This is a genomic window from Gibbsiella dentisursi (genome assembly GCF_039539505.1).
GTDB lineage: Bacteria > Pseudomonadota > Gammaproteobacteria > Enterobacterales > Enterobacteriaceae > Gibbsiella > Gibbsiella quercinecans.
This window is the reverse complement of the sequence record NZ_BAABDG010000002.1, coordinates 1,659,904-1,683,140: the sequence shown is the minus strand read 5'-3', so window position 1 is coordinate 1,683,140 and position 23,237 is coordinate 1,659,904. Positions and strand designations below refer to the sequence as shown.

16 protein-coding genes are annotated in these 23,237 nt (G+C 58.9%); 12 read left to right on the top strand and 4 right to left on the bottom strand.

Features of this window, described 5'->3' with window-relative positions; translation table 11 throughout:
* The 7 genes from ABFX35_RS08095 to ABFX35_RS08065 all read left to right on the top strand — a co-directional run bounded on the left by ABFX35_RS08095 (position 1) and on the right by ABFX35_RS08065 (position 14,947).
* Positions 1–3,150 (top strand): efflux RND transporter permease subunit, encoded by a 3,150-nt coding sequence (locus ABFX35_RS08095; protein WP_346080223.1) that lies wholly within the window; start codon positions 1–3, stop codon positions 3,148–3,150.
* Positions 3,137–4,567 (top strand): efflux transporter outer membrane subunit, encoded by a 1,431-nt coding sequence (locus ABFX35_RS08090; protein ID WP_428832171.1) that lies wholly within the window; start codon positions 3,137–3,139, stop codon positions 4,565–4,567. Before ABFX35_RS08095 ends, ABFX35_RS08090 begins: the two co-directional genes overlap by 14 nt.
* Before the next feature lie 78 nt (positions 4,568–4,645).
* Positions 4,646–5,266, top strand: a complete 621-nt coding sequence (locus ABFX35_RS08085; protein WP_346080221.1) for a TetR/AcrR family transcriptional regulator — start codon at positions 4,646–4,648, stop codon at positions 5,264–5,266.
* A gap of 112 nt (positions 5,267–5,378) precedes the next feature.
* Positions 5,379–5,540 carry a YnfU family zinc-binding protein gene (locus tag ABFX35_RS08080; RefSeq protein ID WP_279022800.1) on the top strand — a complete coding sequence of 54 codons (162 nt, stop codon included), beginning with the start codon at positions 5,379–5,381 and terminating at the stop codon, positions 5,538–5,540.
* Positions 5,530–5,769: a hypothetical protein gene (locus ABFX35_RS08075; RefSeq protein ID WP_279022799.1), complete on the top strand. Its 240-nt coding sequence runs from the start codon at positions 5,530–5,532 to the stop codon at positions 5,767–5,769. Before ABFX35_RS08080 ends, ABFX35_RS08075 begins: the two co-directional genes overlap by 11 nt.
* A gap of 195 nt (positions 5,770–5,964) precedes the next feature.
* On the top strand, positions 5,965–14,607 hold the full coding sequence (locus ABFX35_RS08070; RefSeq protein ID WP_346080218.1) for a GH36-type glycosyl hydrolase domain-containing protein: 8,643 nt from the start codon (positions 5,965–5,967) through the stop codon (positions 14,605–14,607).
* A 73-nt stretch (positions 14,608–14,680) separates the two neighbouring features.
* Complete coding sequence (locus ABFX35_RS08065; RefSeq protein WP_095848702.1) at positions 14,681–14,947, top strand: YjbD family protein; 267 nt, start codon at positions 14,681–14,683, stop codon at positions 14,945–14,947.
* A 65-nt stretch (positions 14,948–15,012) separates the two neighbouring features.
* On the opposite strand, the gene ABFX35_RS08060 is transcribed toward ABFX35_RS08065, so the two are convergent.
* A complete protein-coding gene (locus tag ABFX35_RS08060) occupies positions 15,013–15,636 on the bottom strand; it encodes a LysE family translocator (RefSeq protein WP_279022797.1) in 624 nt (207 codons plus the stop codon).
* A gap of 138 nt (positions 15,637–15,774) precedes the next feature.
* On the opposite strand from ABFX35_RS08060, the gene ABFX35_RS08055 reads away from it, so the two are divergent.
* A complete protein-coding gene (locus tag ABFX35_RS08055; protein WP_346080216.1) occupies positions 15,775–16,686 on the top strand; it encodes a LysR substrate-binding domain-containing protein in 912 nt (303 codons plus the stop codon).
* Here ABFX35_RS08055 and ABFX35_RS08050 read toward each other — a convergent pair whose 3' ends face one another.
* On the bottom strand, positions 16,687–17,649 hold the full coding sequence (locus ABFX35_RS08050; RefSeq protein ID WP_346080214.1) for a PDR/VanB family oxidoreductase: 963 nt from the start codon (positions 17,647–17,649) through the stop codon (positions 16,687–16,689).
* 12 nt (positions 17,650–17,661) lie between these two features.
* Positions 17,662–18,693, bottom strand: a complete 1,032-nt coding sequence (locus ABFX35_RS08045) for an aromatic ring-hydroxylating oxygenase subunit alpha (protein WP_346080211.1) — start codon at positions 18,691–18,693, stop codon at positions 17,662–17,664.
* A gap of 145 nt (positions 18,694–18,838) precedes the next feature.
* Between ABFX35_RS08045 and ABFX35_RS08040 the strand changes: the two genes are divergently transcribed.
* The gene (locus ABFX35_RS08040; RefSeq protein ID WP_279024198.1) at positions 18,839–19,753 is read left to right on the top strand and encodes a LysR family transcriptional regulator; all 915 of its coding nucleotides are present in this window, start codon (positions 18,839–18,841) and stop codon (positions 19,751–19,753) included.
* Positions 19,754–19,774: 21 nt separating this feature from the next.
* Here the strand turns inward: ABFX35_RS08040 and ABFX35_RS08035 are convergent, their stop codons facing one another.
* On the bottom strand, positions 19,775–20,677 hold the full coding sequence (locus ABFX35_RS08035; RefSeq protein ID WP_095848711.1) for a GntR family transcriptional regulator: 903 nt from the start codon (positions 20,675–20,677) through the stop codon (positions 19,775–19,777).
* A 194-nt stretch (positions 20,678–20,871) separates the two neighbouring features.
* Between ABFX35_RS08035 and ABFX35_RS08030 the strand changes: the two genes are divergently transcribed.
* Genes ABFX35_RS08030 through ABFX35_RS08020 form a run of 3 tightly spaced genes read left to right on the top strand, consistent with a single transcriptional unit; the run spans position 20,872 to position 23,206 of the window.
* On the top strand, positions 20,872–21,696 hold the full coding sequence (locus ABFX35_RS08030; RefSeq protein ID WP_279024195.1) for an ABC transporter substrate-binding protein: 825 nt from the start codon (positions 20,872–20,874) through the stop codon (positions 21,694–21,696).
* Positions 21,697–21,738: 42 nt separating this feature from the next.
* Entirely contained in the window at positions 21,739–22,452 is a 714-nt protein-coding gene (locus ABFX35_RS08025) for an amino acid ABC transporter permease (RefSeq protein ID WP_095848713.1), read from the top strand.
* A 10-nt stretch (positions 22,453–22,462) separates the two neighbouring features.
* The gene (locus tag ABFX35_RS08020) at positions 22,463–23,206 is read left to right on the top strand and encodes an amino acid ABC transporter ATP-binding protein (protein WP_346080208.1); all 744 of its coding nucleotides are present in this window, start codon (positions 22,463–22,465) and stop codon (positions 23,204–23,206) included.
* The last annotated feature ends 31 nt before the right edge of the window (positions 23,207–23,237 follow it).

The window sequence follows — 23,237 nt, the reverse complement described above, 5'->3', positions numbered from 1 at the left end:
ATGTCGAAGTTTTTTATCGAGCGCCCCATTTTCGCCTGGGTCATCGCGCTGGTGATCATGTTGGCCGGCGGGTTGTCTATTGTTAACCTGTCAATCAACCAATACCCCAATATCGCGCCACCAGCCATTTCGGTTTCGGTGACCTACCCCGGCGCCAGCGCCGAAACCACGCAAAAAACCGTGGTGCAGGTGATTGAACAGCAGTTGAACGGTATCGATAACCTGCGTTACATCGAGTCGCAGAGCAACAGCGACGGCAGCGCCACCATTATTGCCACCTTCGAGCAAGGCACCGATCCGGATATCGCCCAGGTACAGGTGCAGAATAAAGTCTCGCTGGCGGAATCGCAGTTGCCTTCGGAAGTTACCCAACAGGGTATCCGGGTGGCGAAGTATCAGGCCAACTTTATGCTGGTCGTCAGCCTGATTTCCGAAGACGGCAAACTCAGTGATTCCGATCTCAGCAACCTGCTGGTTTCTCGCCTGGAAGATCCCATCGCCCGTACCAAAGGGGTTGGCGATTTTATGGTGATGGGCTCGGAATATGCGATGCGCATTTGGCTGGACCCGGCCAAACTGTATAAATATTCACTGATCCCAAGCGATGTCAGCACGGCCATTTCGCAACAGAACGTGCAGATATCCTCCGGTAAGCTGGGCGGCCTGCCAACGGTTGAAGGCGCCAAACTCAGCGCCACCATCATCGGCAAAACCCGCCTGGAAAGCGCCGAACAGTTCCAAAACATTCTGCTGAAGGTCAATAGCGATGGTTCGCAAGTGCGGCTCAAAGACGTGGCCAATATTGATCTGGGGCCGGAAGATTACAGCATCTCTTCCACCTTTAACGGCAAGCCGTCTTCCGGTATGGCTTTGCGCCTGGCCAGCGGCGCCAACGTGCTGGATACCGTTAATGCCGTGCGTGCTACCGTCGACAACCTGAAGTCGTCGCTGCCTGCCGGCGTGAGCGTAGAATTCCCCTACGACACTTCACCGGTGGTCAGCGCGTCTATCCACGAAGTAGTCAAAACCCTGTTTGAAGCCATTGTGCTGGTATTCTGCGTCATGCTGCTGTTCCTGCAGAACCTGCGCGCCACGCTGGTGACCACCCTGGTGGTGCCCGTCGTGCTGCTCGGCACCTTTGGCCTGCTGTATGCCTTTGGCTATTCGATCAACACCTTAACTATGTTCGGTATGGTGCTGGCGATCGGCCTGTTGGTGGATGACGCCATCGTCGTGGTGGAAAACGTTGAGCGTGTGATGCACGAGGAGAAGCTGCCGCCGAAAGAAGCCACCATCAAGTCGATGGAGCAAATTCAAGGCGCGCTGTTCGGTATCGCCATGGTGCTATCGGCAGTATTGGTGCCAATGGCGTTCTTCGGCGGCTCGACCGGGATCATCTACCGGCAGTTCTCCATCACCATTGTCTCGGCGATGGTGCTTTCGGTGCTGATGGCGTTGATCTTCACCCCGGCGCTGTGCGCCACCCTGCTCAAGCCCAGCGCGGGCGAACATGCCACCACCGGTTTCGCCGGCTGGTTTAACCGCAAGTTCGACAATGGCACGCTGCACTACACGCGCGGCGTAAATTCAGTGATCAGCAAACGCCGGCTGTTTCTGTTGATCTATGTGCTTATCGTCGCGGCAACCGGCTACCTGTTTACCCGCGTGCCGACCACCTTCCTGCCTGATGAGGATCAGGGCACGATGATGATGCAGGTCACCTTGCCAGCAAATGCCTCAGCGGCGCGCACCCAGCAGGTATTGAGCGAAATGACCCACTACCTGCTGACCGAAGAAAAAGATACCGTCAGTTCGGTATTCGCCGCCAATGGTTTCAGCTTCTCTGGCCGTGGGCAAAACAGCGCAATGGCCTTCGTGCGCCTGAAAGACTGGAGTGAGCGCAGCAGTGCGCAACAGAGCGTGCAGGCCCTGGCCGGGCGCGCCATGCAGCGGTTCGCCACGCTGAAAGACGGCGTCGCGTTTGCCCTGGTGCCGCCGGCGGTGATGGAACTGGGCAACGCCACCGGTTTCGATTTCTATCTGCAGGACACCTCAGCGAAAGGTCATACCGCCCTGGTGGCGGCGATGAACCAGTTCCTGTCACTGGCAAATCAGGATCCTCGTCTGAGCATGGTGCGCCACAACGGGATGAGCGATGAACCGCAGTATAAATTGAACATCGACGATGAACGCGCCCGCGCGTTGGGGCTAAGCCTGGAAGACATCAATGACACCCTGTCTACCGCCTGGGGCTCCAGCTACGTCAACCAGTTCATCTATCAGGACCGCGTTAAAAAAGTCTATCTGCAAGGCCGGGCTGCCTCGCGGGTTACGCCGGAAGATTTAAACCAGTGGTATTTCCGCAACAGCAGCGGCCAGATGGTGCCATTCGCCTCCTTCGGCAGCGGCGAATGGACCTACGGCTCCCCACGCTATGAACGTTTCAACGGTGTGGAATCGGTAAATATTATGGGGGCGCCGGCGGCGGGTTACAGTTCTGGCGATGCGGTAAAAGCGATTAACGAGATCGCCGCCAAGCTGCCCGACGGCTTCCAGATCCAATGGCACGGCCTGTCTTATGAAGAACAAACCGCCGGTTCGCAAACCGTGGCGCTCTATACGCTGTCGATCCTGGTGGTGTTCCTGTGCCTGGCCGCACTGTATGAAAGCTGGTCGATTCCGTTCTCAGTGCTTTTGGTCGTCCCTCTGGGGGTATTGGGCACCATCGCCGCCGTATTGATGCGCGGGCTTTCCAACGATGTCTTCTTCCAGGTGGGGCTGCTGACCACCGTGGGGCTGGCGGCCAAGAACGCCATTCTGATCGTTGAGTTCGCCAAAGAGCTGCATGAGCGGGAAGGCAAAGATATCGTGCAGGCCGCGATTGAGGCGGCGCGGCTGCGTATTCGCCCGATCATCATGACGTCGATGGCGTTCGTTCTGGGCGTGCTGCCGTTGGCGATTGCCAGCGGCGCCGGCGCCGGCAGCCAGCACTCGATCGGCACCGCCGTGGTCGGCGGTATGTTGACCGCCACCTTCCTGGCAATCTTTTTCGTCCCGATGTTTTACGTGGTGGTGGTTCGGTTGTTCAGCCGTCGCCAGGCGAAAAACCTCGCAGCACCCGATAACGGAAAGCAGCATGAAGACAAATAAACCCACCTGCATGATGAATCATAAACTGCACAGATTAGCGCCGGCGCTGCTGGTTCTGGCGCTGGCGGGCTGCAACCTGCAGCCCCACTACGACCGGCCGGCGATGCCGGTGCCTAACCAGTGGCAAGAAGCCGGCGGCGCGGCCGCCACGGCGGATGCTATCGGTTGGCAACAGTTCTTTGCCGATCCGGCGCTCCACCAGCTGATTCAGCTCGCGTTAGCCAACAACCGCGATCTGAAGGTCGCCGCGCTTAACGTTGAGAGCGCCCGCGCCCAATACGGCATCCAGCGGGCCGCGCTGCTGCCGACGGTAGATGCCGGCGCCAACCTCACGTCCGCGCATCTGCCGGGCAACCTGTACTCCACCAAGTCCACCGGCCCTGTCACCTATCAGCAATACGAGGCCAATCTGGGGGTAACATCCTGGGAGTTGGACTTCTTTGGCCGGGTAAGGAGCCTGCGCGATCAGGCGCTGGAAACCTACCTTGCTACCGAAGCAACTTCGCGCGCCACGCAGATCAGCCTGGTGGCGGACGTCGCCACCAGCTACCTGACGCTTTGCGCCGATAGCGATCTGCTCCGCCTGGCGCGCCAGACCGCCGAAAGTCAGCAAAATTCCTATAACCTGACCAAACTGAGTTACGATCACGGCGCCAGCACCGAACAGGATCTGGCGCAGGCGGAAACCGCACTGAAAAGCGCAGTAGCCGATGTGGCCAAATACAGCCGTCAGGTGCGCCAGGATATCAACGCGCTACGCCTGTTGTTGGGCGCCGAGGTGCCCAATGCGCTGGTGAACAACGCCGGCCTGAACCGAGACTGGCATTTGCCGGCGCTGCCGGCCGGCCTGCCTTCCGATCTGCTGGCCCGGCGGCCAGACATCGTGGCGGCCGAGCATACGCTCAAAGCGGCCAATGCCAATATCGGCGCGGCACGCGCCGCCTTCTTCCCCAGCATCAGCCTGACGGCGTCGGGCGGTTCCGCCTCCGATAGCCTGGGCCATCTGCTTGAAGGGGGCACCGCCGCCTGGTCGTTCGTTCCCAGCATCAGCGTGCCCATTTTCGACGGCGGTAAAAACCGCGCCAACCTGGAGGTGGCCGAAGTGTCCAAACGCATCGAGATCGCCAACTATGAGAAGGCGATTCAGCAGGCGTTCAGGGAAGTCTCGGATGCGTTGGCGGGCCAGGCCACCTATCAGGATGAGCTGAATGCGCGTGAACAAGATACCGCGGCCAACCAGCGCTATTATGACATTGCGCAGTTGCGTTACCGCCAGGGCGTGGACAACTACCTGAACTTGTTGGTGGCTCAGCGTTCGCTGTATCAGGCGCAGCAGACCGAGATCGCCACTCAGTTGAGTTCATTGACCCAGAAGATCACGCTGTATAAAGTATTGGGCGGCGGCTGGAAGCCGTAGCGCAATACATCGGTCAATGGCGCCGGCAACCCGCTGGCGCCATTGACGCTTTTTTCATCATCACTGGCATTTTCCCTCATGAGCGATAAAAACACCCGAGAATCCCGCCTAGAAGCACGCCGCAGCCTGATCATCGAATCAGCGCGTCTCTGCTTTCAGCGCCAGGGGCTGCGCGGCGCCTCCATTGCCGATATTGCGCGCCTTTCGAAGTTAGGCGCCGGCCAGATCTACCGCTGCTTTCATAACAAGGAAGAGATTGTCGAGGAGATCGTCCAACGCATCGTGTTTCGGCGCGTTAACCTGATGCTGGACATCAACCACGATCTGGAGCGCATGGCGCAAGCGCTGTCCGCCGCCGGTTCGATGTTCTCCGCCCCGCAGGAAGATTCGCAACTGCTGGAAGATGACGAAGCCTTACTGTTGGAAATCAGCGCTGAAGCGGTCCGCAACCCACGCATCGCCGGGATACTGCTGCGCGCCGATGAACGCATGATGCAGGAAGGCTGCACGCTGATGAAGACCCACTATCCCTGGCTGCCGGACGAGCAGATCGCCGCGCGCGGGGAGCTGATGGCGGTGTTGTGCGACGGCACCCTGCTGCGCCGCCGGATTCGCCAGGCGCGCGGCGACAGCGGCGCTGAACTGCAACGGCTGTACCGCCAATTATTTACCGCCCTATTTGCGCAGCCCGAAAAGTAGCACGGCAATCATGCCGTGCCCCTATCCTGTCCTTCCAACAGAGGAAGATAAATCGGTTTTAGCGCCGCCTTAGGTGTATACTAATTGCCCACACATCTATCAGGTACAAGATATGTCTATCTTTGATGCCCTTAAGATGTTTAGTGACACATCAGTTAAAGTCACCTGCCCGCATTGCGCTTTTATTACCGAGCAAAGCAGCCGCAAAATGCGTAAAAATATCACGCTGATTTGCCCGAAATGCGGTCATTTTTTCCTGCCAGGTGAAGAATAAAGACACTATTCATAAGCTATTCGCGCCGTTAAAAGCCTTATCAAAAGAACCCACGCTGTCCACAAAGCCGGCAATGACGGACGAAGAATTTAAAATTTTCCTTTTCAAACAGACATGTATCTTGCTTTCCGGCGTAATGGCCGCGCGTGAAGGGCAAGCGTTGCTGATTCAAAAACGCTTTCGCCCTATTTACGACGCCCTGGCGGAAGAATATGCCAAATTGCCATAATGAGCCGCCGGTCTTTAAAAGCAGCATGATGGTTGAGCCGCAAATTATTGCGTTCAACCTAAAAATAAAAATATAAAAAACCACGTATCCGACGGCCCTCTCCCGCCAAAATGAATTGGCTGTGATATCAAGATGTTCACGATCTCCCAATGGTGATAACCGGCTGTCCTTTGGGTCAGATACAGGTATTAATTCGTGAAAGAAAAACGCATCAACTGGCTGAACATATTTCGCCAGAAAAAAGCGCTGGCAAAAGCCCATCAAGCCACGCGGGAAACCAGCGCCGATACCATTCAGGCCGAGCTATTTTCCGTCGACCAAATGGAGCGCCACGGCCAGCGGTTGGCCCGTTCGCATAAGCTGACCACGCATAAAACCCCTTACTATCTGCTCCAGCGCCTGAATGATAACGAACGGGTGCTGGTTGACAGTTGCCAAACCCTCAGCCAGTGCAACAAAGCCAATATGACGCCGGCCGGCAACTGGCAGCTGGATAATTTTTACATTATCGAAGAACAGATCAGGGCGGTCAGGCAGCATTTGCCGAAAAACTTCGGCCGCGGATTGCCACAGCTCGCGCCACCGCATGGTTGCCCGCGGATCTACGATATCGCCACCGAAGCGATAGCGCACGGCGATGGCCGTTGGGACGCCGAGAATCTGGCGCGCTATATCGCCGCATACCAGAAAGAAACCAGCCTGAAGCTGGGCGAACTGTGGGCGCTCCCCGGCATGCTGCGGTTGGCGCTGCTGGAAAATCTCCGCCGGGTGGCAGTGGAAGTGGCGCAGATACAGCAGGAGCGTAACCTGGCGGATAGCTGGGTGACCAAAATGCAGGAAGCCGCCGCCAACGATCCCGCCAACCTGATCGTGGTGATCGCCGATATGGCCCGTTCCAACCCGCCGCGCACCAGCGCCTTCGTTGCCGAACTGGTGCGCCGCCTGCAAGGGCACGGCACCATGTTGGCGCTGCCGCTCACCTGGGTTGAGCAACGGCTCACCGAAGTGAAAATGACCTCCAGCGAGCTGGTGCACCGTTTTAATCAGCAGTTGGCGGCCAATCAACTGTCGGTGAGCAACAGCATCACCGGGCTGCGCCAACTGAGCGAGATGGATTGGCCGGAGTTCGTGGAAACGCTAAGCCAGGTGGAACGCATCCTGCAAAAAGATCCCACCGGGATTTATGGCCGGATGCACTTTAATACCCGGGATCGCTACCGCCATGTAATCGAGATGCTGGCACGCCACTGCCCCTATAGCGAAATAGAAATAGCCAAGCAAACGTTGGATATGGCGCAACAGGCGGCGCAAACGCCTGATGCCCCGCAACGCAGCGAACACGTTGGCTACTACCTGATCGCCCAAGGCCGCAAAGCGCTGGAACAACGGCTGGGGGTGACGCTTGGCGTTGTCACCCGCGTCCGCCACGCCTTTAGCCAAATGCCGCTGCTGGCCTGGTTGGGCAGTCTCAGCCTGCTCACCACCGCCAGCTGCGCCGAACTGCTGAGTCAGGGCCATGCCGCCGGCATCAGTTATCTGTGGCTACTGCTGCTGGCCGTGCCGTTGGTTATCGTATTCAGCCAGCTGTTTCTCAACGCGCTTGGCAATATCACCGGGCATAGCCGTGCGCCGCAGTCGCTGCCGCGGCTGGACTTTTCTGCCGGCATCCCTGCCGAATGCCGTACGCTGATCGCTGTGCCAACGCTGCTTAGCAGTAAAAGCGCCATCGACCAACTGATTAATACCCTGGAAGTGTGCTATCTGGGCAATGACATGGCCCACCTGCACTTTGCGCTGTTGACCGATTTTACCGATGCGCCGCAGCAACAGCGTGCCGACGACGATGCATTGCTCAATTATGCGGTTCATCATATTGAAACGCTTAACGCCCGTTATCCCGGCCAGGCCGCCAGCCACTTCTTTTTATTCAACCGCTCGCGCCAATGGAATGACATGCAGCAGGTTTGGATGGGGTATGAACGCAAGCGCGGCAAGTTGAATGCGCTTAACGACTGGCTGCGCAACCGCGGCAATGCCTTTTCAACCCAGATCGGCTTTGGGCTGGAAGTGCTGAAAAACGTCAAATATGTCATTACGTTAGACAGCGATACCGTGTTGCCGCGCGATACGGCCCACCAACTGATCGCCGCCATGGCGCACCCACTCAATCAGCCGCGCTATGACGAAGCCAGCCAGCGAGTGGTTGATGGCTATGCCATCCTCCAGCCACGCATGGCGGAGGAAATCCCGCGCTATGGCCAGAGCCGCTATGCCGCCCTGAGCAGCGCCACGCCGGGTAACGATCCTTATACGCTGGCGTCTTCCGATATTTATCAAGATCTGTTTGGCGAAGGATCGTTCATCGGCAAAGGCATCTATGACGTTGACGTTTACGCGCGGGCGCTGCGCGATGTGTGCCCGGACAATGTCATTCTGAGCCACGATCTGCTCGAGGGCTGCTATGCCCGCGCGGGGTTAATCAGCGACGTGTTGCTGTATGAGCAATATCCCAGCAGTTATTTAGTGGATGTGGTGCGCCGCACCCGCTGGATCCGCGGGGACTGGCAACTGCTGCACTGGCTGCGCCCATCGATAAAAACGGCAAGCGGCGTGTACGTGAAAAACCGGCTGAGCATGCTGTCGCGCTGGAAGCTGTTCGATAATCTGCGCCGCAGCCTGGTGGCGCCCAGCCTGATGACGCTACTGTTTTTCAGCGCCGTCTGGCTGCCGATCAACGGTTATTGGCTCATGGCATTCTTGCTCCCACCGCTACTGCCGGCGCTACTCAGCTTGCTGCAGGATGGCCTGCGAAAACCATCTTATCGCCCGTTGGCCCGCCACATGTGGCTGACCGTCAAGAGTATCGGGAGCAATCTGCGCCAGTTGGGGTTAACGCTGGCCGTGTTGCCCCATCAGGCCTGGTATAGCCTGCGGGCCATTGCCATTACCCTGTGGCGAATGGGGGTGAGTAAACACAACCTGCAAGAGTGGGCCAGCTATGCGCACAGCATCAACCTTAACCGCATCACCGCCGCCAATTTCTACCGCGTCATGTGGGCTAACCCGCTGGCAGCGGCCCTGCTCCTGCTGGCCGGCGTTCTGTATCACGGGCCATTGCTGGCGCTGCTCTTGCCGCTGGCGCTGCTATGGGCGTTGGCGCCCCTGCTGTTTTGCCTTCTCAGCCGGCCGCCGCTGCGTCCTGCTATCCCGCTGAGCCTGGCGCAGCGCACTGTCCTGCGCCAACTTAGCCGTGAAACCTGGGACTTTTTCGCCACCTTTGTCACCGCAGGAGAGAATTGGCTACCGCCGGATAACGTGCAGGAAATGCCGGCGACCAAAATCGCCCACCGAACCTCGCCAACCAATATCGGCCTGGCGCTATTAGCGGATCTGACCGCCTACGATTTCGGCTATCTCACCCTGGCGGCGGCGATCCAGCGTATTGAACGTACGTTGGCCACCGTCAGCAGGCTGGAGCACTATCGCGGCCATCTTTACAACTGGTATGACACCCGCACCTTAGAACCGCTGTCGCCGCGTTACATTTCCAGCGTCGACAGCGGTAACCTGGCGGGCCACCTGCTGACGCTGCGCGCCGGCTTGCCAGCGTTGCGCGAGCAGCCAGCCATCGATCCGCAGCGGATGCTCAACGGCCTGTCAGACACGCTGGGCCTGCTGGAGCAACACTGGGGCAGCAGCGCGCCCAAGGCCTTGCCGGCGCTGCGCCAGCGTTTGGCCGTGGCCCTGCAAACGCCAGCCGGCTCGCTGATGGCGTTGCTGGAAGCCATGCGCCATGACGGCGCAGAGCTCAAAAAGGCAGCCCAGGAACAACCTGCCGCCATCCACCACTGGGCCAATGCGTTAGCTAACGAATTGCAGGCGCTTTGCCAGGCATGGCCACAATGGTATAGCTGGCTCGACGGCGAAGAGACACACCAGGAACCGTTGCCCACTCTGGCCTGGTTAGCCGCCCCTCCGCCAGGGCTGAAGCTTTCCGTCGAGCGGCAGGCGTATCTGATACAGGCCGGCATGCTGGCCAAAGACTGCCTGCAATGCCTGGCGGCGCTGGAGCAAAAGCTGGCGCAGATGGCGCAAATGGATTTCGGCTTTCTCTATAACCAAGCCACCCACCTGCTGACCATCGGTTTTAACTGCGAGCAAAACCGGCCGGACAGCGGCAAATACGATTTGTTGGCTTCTGAAGTCCGCTTAACCAACTACGTCGCCATTGCCACCAACCAGATCCCGCAGCGCAGCTGGTATGCGCTCGGGCGGTTGTTCACCGTGCTCGATCGCCAGCCCGCGCTGATGTCGTGGAGCGGTTCAATGTTTGAATACCTGATGCCGCAACTGGTGATGCCGGCGTATCCCGGCTCGCTGCTGGCGCAAATGTGCCGCACCGCCGTGCAATGGCAAATCGACTGGGGCAAAAAATACCGGGTGCCCTGGGGCGTTTCTGAATCTGGCTACTTTGGCTTCGACGCACAGCAAAATTACCAGTACCACGCTTTTGGCGTACCGGGCCTGGGGTTAAGGCGTGGGCTGAGCGACGATATGGTAGTGGCGCCCTATGCCACCGTGATGGCGCTGATGGTGGATGCCAGGCGCGCATACCGCAACCTGGTTACGCTGGAGAGCCATGGCGCCCGCGGGCGCTACGGTTTTTACGAGGCGCTGGACTACACCCCTTCCCGCCTCAGCCATGGCCAATCCTTTGTGGTGGTGCGTTCCTATATGGCCCACCACCAGGGCATGAGCCTGCTTGCGTTCTCGCATCTGTTGCTGAACGCCCCGATGGTGGACCGTTTCGCCAGCTCGCCGGTATTCCAGTCGGCGCGCCTGTTGCTGCAAGAACGCGTGCCGGATGCGATAGAGCTGTACGGCAACCGCCGCCAATTCGAGGCGAACGACGGGCTACGGGAACCGGCAAGCGTGTCAGCGCGTGAATTCACCCATCTGGATTCGCTAATCCCCGAAGTGCAACTGCTGGCCAACGCCAATTATCGCTTGATGTTGACCCAAACCGGCGGCAGCTACCGCTATTGGCAGAACCTGGCGCTGACGCGTTGGCGGGAAGATGCCACCTGCGATAACTGGGGCGCATTTTGCTACCTCAAGGATCCGCAAACCGGCGAAACCTGGAGCAACACCTGGCAGCCGCTCGGCGGCGCGGCGCAAAACGATTACGCCGTGTTTAACGATGCCGGCGCCAAATTCCAGCGCACGCTGGGCACCCTGGCGGTGAAAACGCAGGTGGTGGTATCGCCGGAAGACGATATTGAGCTGCGCCGCGTAACGCTGGTCAATCACGGCAAACAGCCCCGGTTGATCGAAGTGACCAGCTATGCCGAAGTGGTGCTGGCGCCGGCTAACAACGATCTGGCCCACCCGGCATTCAGCAATCTGTTTGTGCAAACCGAGTTATTGGCTGAACAGGATGCGATTTTGTGCCACCGCCGCCCACGCGAACCCCATGAGCAATCCCCGTGGTTGTTGCACATGATGACGGTGCAACAACCGCGCGGCAGCGTTTCGTTCGAAACCGATCGCGCCAAATTTATCGGCCGCGGGCGCACCGCCGCCAATCCGCAGGCCCTGCAGCAAAACGGGCCGCTGTCCAACAGTGCCGGCGCAGTGCTCGATCCCGTCATCGCCATTCGCCAGCGTGTGCTGCTTGAGCCGAATATCCCGGTTACGCTGGATATTTTCTATGGCGTCAGCGAAAGCCGCGCCGGCAGCCTCGGCATGCTGGAGAAATACCGCGATCGCCACTTGGCCGATCGCGTCTTTGAGCTGGCCTGGTCACACAGCCAGGTAGTGCTGCGCCAATTGAACATCAATGAGGAAGAGGCCAATCTGTACAACCGCCTTGCCGGCGCGGTCATTTTCCCTGGCCCGGAAATGCGCGCGGCGCAGGGCGAGATCAGCCGTAACCGCCGTGGGCAGTCCGGCCTGTGGGGGCATGCGATCTCGGGCGATCTGCCGATCGTGTTATTAACGGTGACCGACAGCGAAAACATTGCGCTGGTTCAGCAGCTTATACAGGCGCATAGCTATTGGCAGATGAAGGGCCTGCAGGTGGATCTGGTGATCGTCAACGAGACCGCGGGCGGTTACCGGCAGGATTTGCAAAATGACATCATGGCGCTGATTTCGGCGGGCGTCGCCAGCGCGCATACGCAGCGCGCCGGCGGTATCTTTGTACGCTCCAGCGAGCATTTGGCGGCGGAAGATCGCACGCTGCTGCTGAGCGTTGCGCGCATCTACCTGGACGACCGCCAGGGGGCACTGGCGGCGCAGCTCCAGCAGCGCCTGCAGGTTTCGCCCGCGCAGCAGCGCTCGCTGGCGCTGATCTCTGCCTCGACCCGGTTACCGACCGTGGCTCCTTTGCCGCAAGAATTGCCCCGCCCGCCGCTGCCGGCAGTGGGCAACCTGCAGTTTTATAACGGCACCGGCGGGTTTTCGCCGGACGGGCGCGAATACATCATCACGCTGGGCGCCAACACCGCCACCCCAATGCCGTGGGCCAATGTGATCGCCAACCCAGGTTTCGGCAGCGTGGTATCGGAAAGCGGCCAAAGCTACACCTGGTTTGAAAACGCGCACGAATACCGTTTAACCCCGTGGAACAACGATCCGGTCAGCGACAGCAGCGGCGAAGCCTTCTATCTGCGCGATGAAGAAAACGGGCATATCTGGTCGCCCACCGCGCTGCCGGCACGGGGAAACGGCGGCTATCTCACCCGCCACGGCTTTGGCTACAGCGTATTCGAGCACCGGGAAAACGGCATTGATTCGCAGCTCACGGTGTTTGTCGCCAAAGCGGCGCCGGTGAAATTGTTTTTGCTGACTCTGACCAACCTGTCGGGGCGCACGCGTAAGCTTTCCGCGACGGGCTATATGGAGTTCATCCTCAGCGATCTGCGGCAAAATTCAGCTATGCACATCGCGACACGGGGTGCCGACGCGCAGAACGGCTGCGGGATCCTGGCCACAAACCATTACGGTGGCAATGGCAACGAACGCACCGCGTTTTTCGGCGTCAGCGGCGCCCATTGTTCCATTACCGGCGATCGGCGTGAGTTTATCGGCCGCAACGGCACGCTGGCAAAGCCCGAGGCCCTCACGCGGCGGCGCCTTTCCGGCAATACCGGCGCCGGCCTGGATCCTTGCGGTGCTGCGCAATCCGCCATGGCGCTTATCGACGGCGACCAACGCAGCGTGGTGTTTGCCCTGGGGATCGGCGCTAACGCCGAGCAGGCAGAGGCGTTACTGCGGCAATACCTGCAAGAAGATGTGCTGCTGAGTGCGCTTGATCAGGTGAAGACCTCCTGGCGCGATATCCTCGGCAAGGTTCAAATTCATACCCCGCAGCCGCAGGTGGATCTGCTGGCCAACGGCTGGTTGCTGTATCAAACGCTCTCCTGCCGAATTTATGCGCGCAGCGGCTATTATCAGTCCGGCGGCGCGTTTGGCTTCCGCGATCAGTTGCAGGACATTTTGGCGCTAAGCCATGTGCTGCCACAGCGAATGCGCGAACAGATTGTGCTGTGTGCTTCACACCAGTTCATTGAGGGCGATGTCCTGCACTGGTGGCACCCGCCGCAGGGCAACGGCGTGCGCACCCGCTGTTCCGATGATTACCTCTGGCTGCCGCTGGCGGTTTGCCACTACCTGGACGCCACGGGCGACGACGGGATCCTCGCCGAGTCCATCCCTTACCTGGAGGCCCGGCAAGTGCCGCCGGGTGAGGAATCTACCTACGAACAGCCGCAGCAAAGCGCGGTGAAAGAAACCCTGTATCAACATGCCGCCAGAGCGCTGAAACACGGGTTGCGCTTCGGTGAGCACGGCCTGCCGCTGATGGGATCGGGCGATTGGAATGACGGCATGAACCGGGTTGGCCTTGAAGGGCGCGGGGAAAGCGTGTGGCTGGGCTTCTTCCTGTTTCACATTCTGCAACGCTTCGGCGCTCTGGCCGCGCGGCGCAACGACGGCGATTTGGCCGCCCTGTGCCGGCAGCAGGCCGATCAACTGCAGCAACACCTTGCTGACCATGCCTGGGATGGTGCCTGGTACCGGCGCGGTTATTTTGACGACGGAACGGCGCTGGGCTCACAGCATTCGGCCGAGTGCCGGATTGATGCGATCGCGCAAAGTTGGGCGGTGCTGTCCGGCGCCGGCGACACAGCGCGCAATGCCGTAGCCATGCAGGCGCTGGACGAACATCTGGTGGATGACCACACAGGGCTGATCAAGCTGTTGACCCCACCGTTCAACGGCGAAGGCCCAGATCCCGGCTACATTCGCGGCTATTTGCCCGGCGTGCGTGAAAACGGCGGCCAGTATACCCACGGCGCTATCTGGGCCGTAATGGCCTTTGCGGAAATGGGCAACGTCGAACGGGCCTGGGAACTGCTGGATCTGATTAACCCGATCGTGCACAGCCAGGATAAGGGCGCGGTTGCACGTTACAAAGTGGAGCCGTATGTCATCAGCGCCGATGTCTATTCCGAACCGCCGCATACCGGGCGCGGCGGCTGGAGCTGGTACACCGGCTCCGCCGGCTGGCTGTACCGTCTGATCCTGGAATCGCTGCTGGGGCTGAAACGCCAGGGTGATATGCTGGCGATTGAAACCCGGCTGCCGGCGCATTGGCCGCAGGTCACCGTCAGCTACCGCGAAGGCGGCAGTGAATACCACATCACGTTGGTGCAAGGCAGCGGCAAAGGCCAAATCAGCGTGGACGGCGTGCCGCAACCGGGGCTGGCATTCCGGCTCGTGGATGATGGCAACCCCCATCAGGTGGCGGTGATGCTGGCGAAAGTTGACGGTTAAGCGAAGTCGCAGGAAACAAAACCAAGCGTTTCCTCTATAATAAGAGCCTCAACTCCGCGAACAGGCCAAAACTATGCCCAGATTGACACAGAAAGACATGACGGAAAGCGAACAGCGTCAGCTTAAAACACTGCTCGATCAGGAAAGGAAAAAACACGGCCGCCCGCTGACCAACGCTGAGAACAACCGTATCAAAGACGATTACATTGATAAGTTAATGAGTGAACGTGAAGCCCTGGCCAAAAAAGCCCGGGCGGAAAAGAAAAAGAATAAGTTCAAGCCAGATGCCACCGCCACTTACGTCTGGTCGTCCAACACTAACCTGCGCGGGCGCCGTTAGCCCTGCACCCAGCCCTGCATAAACGGCGGCAACCCGGCCGTTTATGCAGGCTGAACACATCCACCCTACAGACTTACCCACGCAAACAGCGTATAGGCAAACCCCGCCGCCGCGATAATAAGTAAAAATGCTGACGACACCACGCCGATAACCGGCCGGTAGCGGCGCATAAACGCCCCGCGCACCAGAAGCACATAGGCGGTTAATATCAGCAAATCCATCGTCACCCACACCGCAGACAGCACGGCCATACTGCTGCCGAATGCATGGGTAACGTTGATAAACTGCGGGAAAAACGCCATGAAGAAAATAATGTCTTTCGGGTTGGCGATCCCCACCATAAAACCGCGCATAAAGCCCCTGTCCGTGCGGCGTGCGGCGGGTGCCTCAACCAACATCGTCCGCCGGCCATCCCACAGCGCATGCAAGGCGATGGCGGCCAGATAGAGGCAACCTGCCAGGCTGATGAGCGTAAACAGCGTGGCGTTAATGGTCAGCGTGCCGGCGATAGCCAGCGCCGCTACGGCAATCAGGCACAACGACGCCATATTCGAACCCAGGCTGGTATAAATCGCCTGTTTGCGCCCATGGCGGGCGGCGGTTTCCACCACCACCGCCACCACTGGGCCGGGGGTAATAATCAGCATAAAAATCGAGGCGATATAAAGCAGTAACAATGGGGCGTTCATGACGTTTCCTGGTCGGTGATATTTACGGAATGGCGGCCATTAGCCTGCCGGCGAAGTGGATTATCGGTGGGCGCGCGCAGATTGAAAAACGGAAAAAATTGCGCTCTACTGTGATTAAAACTCACAATAGGTGCCAACATGCCGGCAAAACTTCCTCCCCTTTATGCCCTGCGAGCGTTTGAAAGCGCCGCCAGGCACGCTTCTTTTTCGCTGGCGGCGGAAGCGCTGGCCATCACGCCCAGTGCCGTTAGCCGCCACGTTAAAACGCTGGAAGAGTATTTCGGCTGCCGGTTGTTTATTCGCCGTGGGCCAAACGTGGCGGCCACCCCGGCCGGCAAACTGCTGGCCGGGCAATTGCGCGCCGGCTTTCACACCCTGGAAACCGCCTGTGAGGCTTTCCGCAGCAACAATCACGATTTGCGCCTCAAAGCGCCTTCGACGCTAACTATGCGCTGGCTATTGGACTGCATGCGGGCGATGAATGAGATTAACTCAACGATGAACGTGCAAATCGCCAGCGTGTGGATGGATGTGGATCAGGTTGATTTTCTCAGCGAGCCGTACGATTGCGCGATCCTACTCGGGCGTGGGGATTTCGGTGCCGGCACCACCTGCGCGCCGCTGTTTGACGAATGGCTGATCCCGGTGTGCGCGCCCGCTTTCCCGCTGAAAAAGCTAGCGGATCTGCCCTTCTGCGAGCTGATCCATCCTTCGCCGGATCGCCGTGACTGGCGCCGTTGGTTGCAGAAAGCCGGTGGGGAAATGGCGGTGGAGATACATAAGGGCAAAGTTTTCGATAGCCTAGAGCAAGGCATCGTGGCCGCTATTTGCGGCCACGGCGTCTCCATTGGTGATCTGGTTTTGTGCGCGCAGGCGCTGGAGCAAGGCCAATTGGTTGCGCCCCTGGCGCAAGCGGCCGGCACGGGCGACGGTTACTACCTGGTGTGGCCGGTAAATACGCTGAAAAAGGGCAATATTGACCGGCTGTATCACTTTTTACACAGCCAGGTACCGGCCGTTAATCTGCCGGGCATGCAATACCTGGCCTGATTACAGATCGATCACCAGCCGCGCGCTGCGGCTGCGTGAACAGCACAGCGCAATTTGCTGCTGCACCGCCGTTTTTTCCTCGTCGGATTGCACCGTATCGCGGTGATCCACTTCGCCTTCAACCACCGGCGTCAGGCAGGCGCCGCACAGCCCCATCTCACAAGAAAGCGGCACATCCACGTTATTCTCAACCAGCACACAGGCAATGCTTTTCTCGGCGGGAACGCGATAACTTTCGCCGGTTGACCGCAAGGTTACGCTGAACCCTTCATCCTCCAACGGTGCTACCGGCTGCGGCGCACAGAATGCCTCGGTGTGGATCTGCTTGGGCTGCCAGCCGTGATCACTCGCCTGCCGGGCGACGTGCGCCATAAAATCGGCCGGCCCGCACAGATAGAGCCGCGCGTCATCAGGCTGGGCATACAAGCCTGGCGGCAGTTCCTTGCGCGGGCTATGGCCGGCGCAGCCTGACCATACCGTGCAGCGGCCATGCCGGAACCCCTGCGCCAGCCGTTCAGCGAACGCCACGTCGCCGCGCTGTTTCACATAATAGTGCAGCTCAAACGGGGTGCCGGCGGCATCCAGCGCTTCCGCCATCGCCAACAGCGGCGTGATGCCGATGCCGGCGGCCAGCAGCAGATAGTGGGCGGCCGGCGCCAGCGGGAACACATTGCGCGGCGCCGAGATGGTCAACCGCTGCCCCAGCCGTAGCGTTTCATGCAGGTAGCGCGAGCCCCCGCGCGAAGCAGCCTCTTTTTTAACGCACAGCAGGTAATGATCGCGGCGTGCCGGGTTGCCTGCCAGCGAGTACTGGCGGACGATCCCTTGCGGCAAGTGCACATCAATGTGCGCCCCAGCCTGCCAGGCGGGCAACGGTTCGCCGTTTTCCGCCACCAGCCGCAGCGCCATGTTGCCGCGGCCTTGCCGTGATAAAGCGTCGACAATCACGTTCAGCGTATCCATTGCCCCTTCCTCCTATGCCAAGAAAAACTCGCCAAAGCCCCGTTTCTTCAAACCGCGGCGATAAGCGATCGAACTGCGGTCCGCCGGGATGTGGGCCTCCAGCGTCAGATCCAACGGCAAACGTTCCGGGCGCTGGGTTTCCACCATCAACCGATCTTCTTCAAACACCTTCAGGTTGAAAGCATGCACATCTTCCACCGGAATATGCTGGTCAAAATTACGTGCGATCGGCGCAAACAGCCGGGTTTTTCTGGCGGAGACCGGGCAAGCGGCGTTCATGATCACCAGCCGGGCATCGCCCGGGAAGTGAATGGTCAGCGTGGCGGTAAACGGCAGGTGCATTTCAAAATGCCGTAGCCATTTAAAATCTTCAGGCGCGCGGTAATCCGAGCTGGCCGGGTAGTTACCCACCGTGCTCCAGTAGTCGACGCTGAAACCGTATGGCGTTTCCACCGGGTTATAAGCCGGCACCACCTGGTTTTCCGGATCGGCAAAGGTTTCGGTGTGGATCCAGGCAAAGTGCGCCACGTCGAGGAAGCCTTCTACCTGGCGCCCGGCAAAGCCGGCAACATCAAACGCCGGGCATACGATCTGTTGAAAACCTTCATCTTCCCAATGCGGCATGGTCGGCAGCGCCGGCATTTCATCTTCCGCTGGCGCCAGGCAGGTCCACACCAGCCCATAGCGCTCGGCCACCGGGAAGGTCAGCAAGTGCAGTTTGGCAGGGATCGCCTGATCCGGGCTGGAAGGCACACGGTTGCAACGGCCGTTCTCACCAAAGCGCAGGCCGTGATACGGGCAGATAATCCCTTCGCTATCGTGCGTTGATAGGCTAAGCGGCACGCCCCGGTGCGGGCAGATATCCCGTGCGACCACCACATTGTCTTTCACACGGTAGATCACCAGTTGTTCATCCAGCAGCGTCACCTTTTGCGGTGCGTTGGTCACTTCAGAGGAAATGGCGATCGGGTGCCAATACTGCGCCAGGCGCAGCCAGTCATCGGGTTCAAAGCTGCATTGCGGCGGAGGGGTAATTTTCGTCATTGCATTCACCTGTCTTCATATCCAGGCCTGGGCGATGCCCGGCGCTGTTGTTATCAGTGCTTACATTGTGGATAATCGAAGGTGTTGCAGTCCATAACAGTTTTTTTACTTATCATCTGCAAAAATTAGTACAGGGCATTAACCTATGGATCCATTTTCACGTTTTTCACACTATTTTTTGGCCGTCGCTCGCACCGGCAGTTTGCGCAAAGCGGCGGAAGTGCTGCACGTTTCCGCCTCGGCAATTAACCGCCAGATCCTGCTGGCTGAAGAGATGATGGAAACCCTGCTGTTCGAACGCCTGCCCTCCGGCCTGCGCCTGACCACCGCGGGCGAACTGCTTTACGATGATATTTTGCGCTGGAACAAAGAGTACCGCCGCACCCGGGAACGCTTTGACGAACTGCAAGGGTTGAAGCGCGGCCACGTCAGCATTGGGCTGATTGCCGCGCTGAACGAGGGGCCGGTGGTTGACGCCCTGGCGGCCATCGCCCGGGAATACCCGTGGTTTACCTTCGATATCGGCATCCACGACAGCCAGGTGATCGGCGAGCAGGTGGCCAATGCCGACGTTGACTTCGGTATTTTGCTCGATCCGATTGAAAGCACCGGCCTGGAAGTGCGTGCGTTTTCTGAAATGCCGATCGGCGTAGTGATGCCGCCGGCGCACCCGTTGGCCGATCAGCCCCGGCTTTCCATCGGCCAACTGGGCGAATACCGCCACCTGATGCCGGCCGCGCCGCTGATCGTGCACGATCGCACCGCGCTGCTGTATAAACGCCACAATATGACGCCGGCAGCCAGCATGACCTGCAATGATATCCGCATGATGAAATCCCTGATCCGCGCCGGCGCGGGGATTGCGGTGCTCAGCGTGCTGGACGTCTTCACCGAAGTGGAAACCGGCGCTCTGGCGTTTGTCCCTCTACAGGGGCCGCCGGTTCGCCCGTTAACGCTGGCGCTGTGCGTCGCCCCGCGCCGGCAGCTATCGCGCGCCGCGCAGCTGGCGATTCAGAAAGTCAGCGCGGTGATAGAATCGCTGCAACAGGCGGACAAATGATCGGCATTTGGGCGGGGCCGTTTACTGACTGGCCTTGCCCACCTTATTCAACACCATCTGGTAAGCAGACTGTAAATGGCTGCGCATCATTTCCGCCGCCGCGTCCATGCGTTTATCCAGCACGGCGTCGATGATGGCCACATGCTCCTCGCACCATTCGCGCACCCGCTGCTTGTTGGTGTAGCTGCCAAACTCCAGCAACCGCCGCAGGCGGTTTTGTTGTTGGATCGCCTGCAACACAAAGATATTGCCGCTGAACTCGGCCAGCATCTCATGGAAGCTGGCATCGGTGTCGAAGATCTGCCGGCCGTCGACGGCCAAAATGTCCGGGTGGGAAATCAAATAGATATGCTGTAAACGCAGGCGCTTGAGCGCACTGCGTTCCGCCCGAAACGCCGGCGAAAGCAACGCGGCCGGCTCAATCATCAAGCGAAAGCCGTAGCCGTTGCTCAGCGCCACATCGGTATTGAGCGTCGGCAAAAATGACCAACCCTGCCCTTTGTTACGGGCGATCAGCCCATCTTCCGACAGGCGCAGCAGCGTGCGCGCCATTACGCTGCGATCCACATCATAGCGCTGGGCGATCTCAATCTGGGTGAGTGAATCCGGCAGCTTGCCGGCAATCCGATCGCGCACCAGTTGTTCATATAAATCCTGATCGCTGCTGACCGGAATATCAATATTGATCTGGTGCAGTTCATTAAAGGATTTAACCAAGAAGAATCCCTGATTGCGCCGGGCTTCGATAATGCCCAGCTCGCTCAGCAATTTCAGCGCCGAGCGCACCGGCGTGCGTGAAACGCCGAGCAAATCGGCAAGCTGTTGCTCCCTTAGGTGATGACCTGGCTCAAACTTTGCATCACGTATTACGTCAAGGATTTGGTTCGCCAGTCGCCGTCCGCTGGCTGTTGCTGTCTGGGTCATGGAAGAATGCGCCTGAAAAAGTATTTATTGTGATTATTGTACAATAGCACAGGTGATTTTCAGGGTGAATACAATCCAGAGAAAGCCCCACTATCGTGCATTTAATGCACCAAAGAAGAGCCTTGACGCACGCCATTAATTGTATTTAATGATGCATAAAGAGCAATTTTGATAACCGGAATGAGGAACCCCACATGTCCAAGAAAGCGTTTTTGCGCCGTTATGCCACCGCTTCGTTGGCGGCGCTCTGCCTGAATGCCTTTGCCCTGGGCCACGCACAGGCGGCGGAACCACAGTTGGTCAGCAAAGGCAAACTGACCTACGGCACGGCGGCCACGTTCATGCCGTTTGAGTACATGAAAGACGGCAAGCTGACCGGGTTTGATATTGATTTGATCAATGCCCTGGCGGCCAAAGTGGCGCTCACCCCGGCCCCGCTGTCCATGGAGTTCAAAGGCCTGATCCCAGCGCTGCAAGGCAAACGCATGGATATCATCAACTCGGCGATGTACATCAACCCCACCCGCGCGGAACAGGTGGATTTTGTTCCCTACTTGAAAATCGGCAGCCGCGTGGTGGTGGTGAAAGGCAACCCGGAAAAAATCACCGGCCGCGATTTATCGCTGTGCGGTAAGAACATCGCCGTCACCCTCGGCGGGATCGAAGAGAGCCAGGCGCGCGCAGACAACCAGAACTGCCTGGCCGCCAGCAAGCCGGCGATCAACGTGATGACCTTCCCGGCCGCCACCGATTCCGCCGTGGCGGTGGCGCAAAAACGGGCCGATGCGGAATACCTGTCCACCCCCGGCGCGGTAGCCCTGCTCAACGAGAAAGGCGACACCTTCGAAGCCGTCGGCGAAGAGTTTGAAGCCGGCACCCACATTGGTTTTGCAATTCGCAAGGGCGACGGCGAAATGAAAGCCTTGCTGGAAAACGGCCTGCAGGCGTTGGTTACCGACGGCACTTACAAAACGCTGATTGAGAAATGGCAGTTCCCGGATTCTGTCGCCATTTTCTGACCCACCGTTTAAACGCTCGGCCCTGAAAAGAGAGGAAAACTCATGTCTCTGGATCTTGTTTGGCAATACCTGATTTCGCCTGCGTTCTTTCAGGGCGCATTAATGACCTTGTTGATCACGGTGTGCTCACTGTTTTTCGGCATCATCATGGGGCTGATCCTGGCCCTGTTGCAGGAAGCCCGCTTCCGTGCGGGCCCGCTGCTGGCCTTTTTCTACCTGTGGGTGTTCCGCGGCACGCCGGTGCTGTTCCAGATCATTTTCGTTTACAACGTTCTGCCCACCTTCGGCCTGCGTTTTTCGGCATTCACCTGCGCGGTGTTGGCGCTGTCGCTTAATGAAGGCGCCTATATGGCGGAAATCCTGCGCTCCGGCCTGCAGGCGGTGCGCAGCGGCCAACGCACCGCGGGTATGGCGCTGGGCATGACCCAGGGGCAAATCATGCGCAAGATCGTGTTGCCGCAGGCGGCGCGCATTGTACTGCCGCCGATGGGCAACCAGATGATCAGCATGCTGAAATCCAGCGCCCTGGTCTCGGTGATCGCGGTGCAGGAACTGCTGCTGATCGCCAACCAGACCGCCAGCGCCAACTTCCGTTACTTCGAAGCCCTGTGTTCAGCCGGGATTTATTATCTGGCGCTGACTTCGCTGTTCATGCTGGGCCAGGCCTGGCTGGAGCGCGCGTTGGATCCTAAAAAACGCAAAAAAACACGGCTGTCTTTTACCGACCGTCTGCTGCGCAGCAGCACACAACATTGAGGAGATGCCCATGGCCCGCAAAAAACCGTTACTCGAAATCATTGGCATCGAAAAGCACTTTGGCGCCCAGCACGTCTTAAAGAACTGTTCGCTCGACATTACCCAGGGGGAAACCGTGGTGCTGATCGGCCCTTCCGGCTCCGGCAAATCCACGCTGTTGCGTTGCGTCAACCTGCTGGAACCCTTTGAAGGCGGCAGCATTTTCTTTCGCGAACAGGACATCGTGCGTTCCGGTGTTTCACCGCACCGCTTGCGCCAGGAGATCGGCATGGTGTTCCAGAACTACGAACTGTTCTCACACCTGACCGCCGGCGAAAACATCATGCTGGCGCCGATGACCGTGCTGGGCGTCAGCCGCGAACAGGCCCGCGCCCAGGCCCAGGAACTGTTGGGCAAGGTGCGCATCCCCGACAAGTTCGACGCCTTTCCGGACGAGCTTTCCGGCGGCCAGCAGCAGCGGGTGGCTATCGCCCGAGCGCTGGCGATGAAACCCAAGCTGATGCTGTTTGACGAACCCACTTCGGCGCTGGATCCGGAAATGATCCGCGAAGTGCTCGATGTGATGGCCGATCTGAGCGCCGAAGGGATGACCAGCATCGTCGTCACCCACGAGATGGGCTTCGCTAAGCGCGCGGCCAACCAAATCGTGTTCATGGAAAACGGCGAAATTATAGAAAACGCGCCGAGCGATAGGTTCTTTGGCGGCGATGTCAGCCCGCGGGCGCAGCGCTTTCTCAGCCAGATTTTACATTGATCTTTTTTAGCCACACCAAGGGAATCAGGAG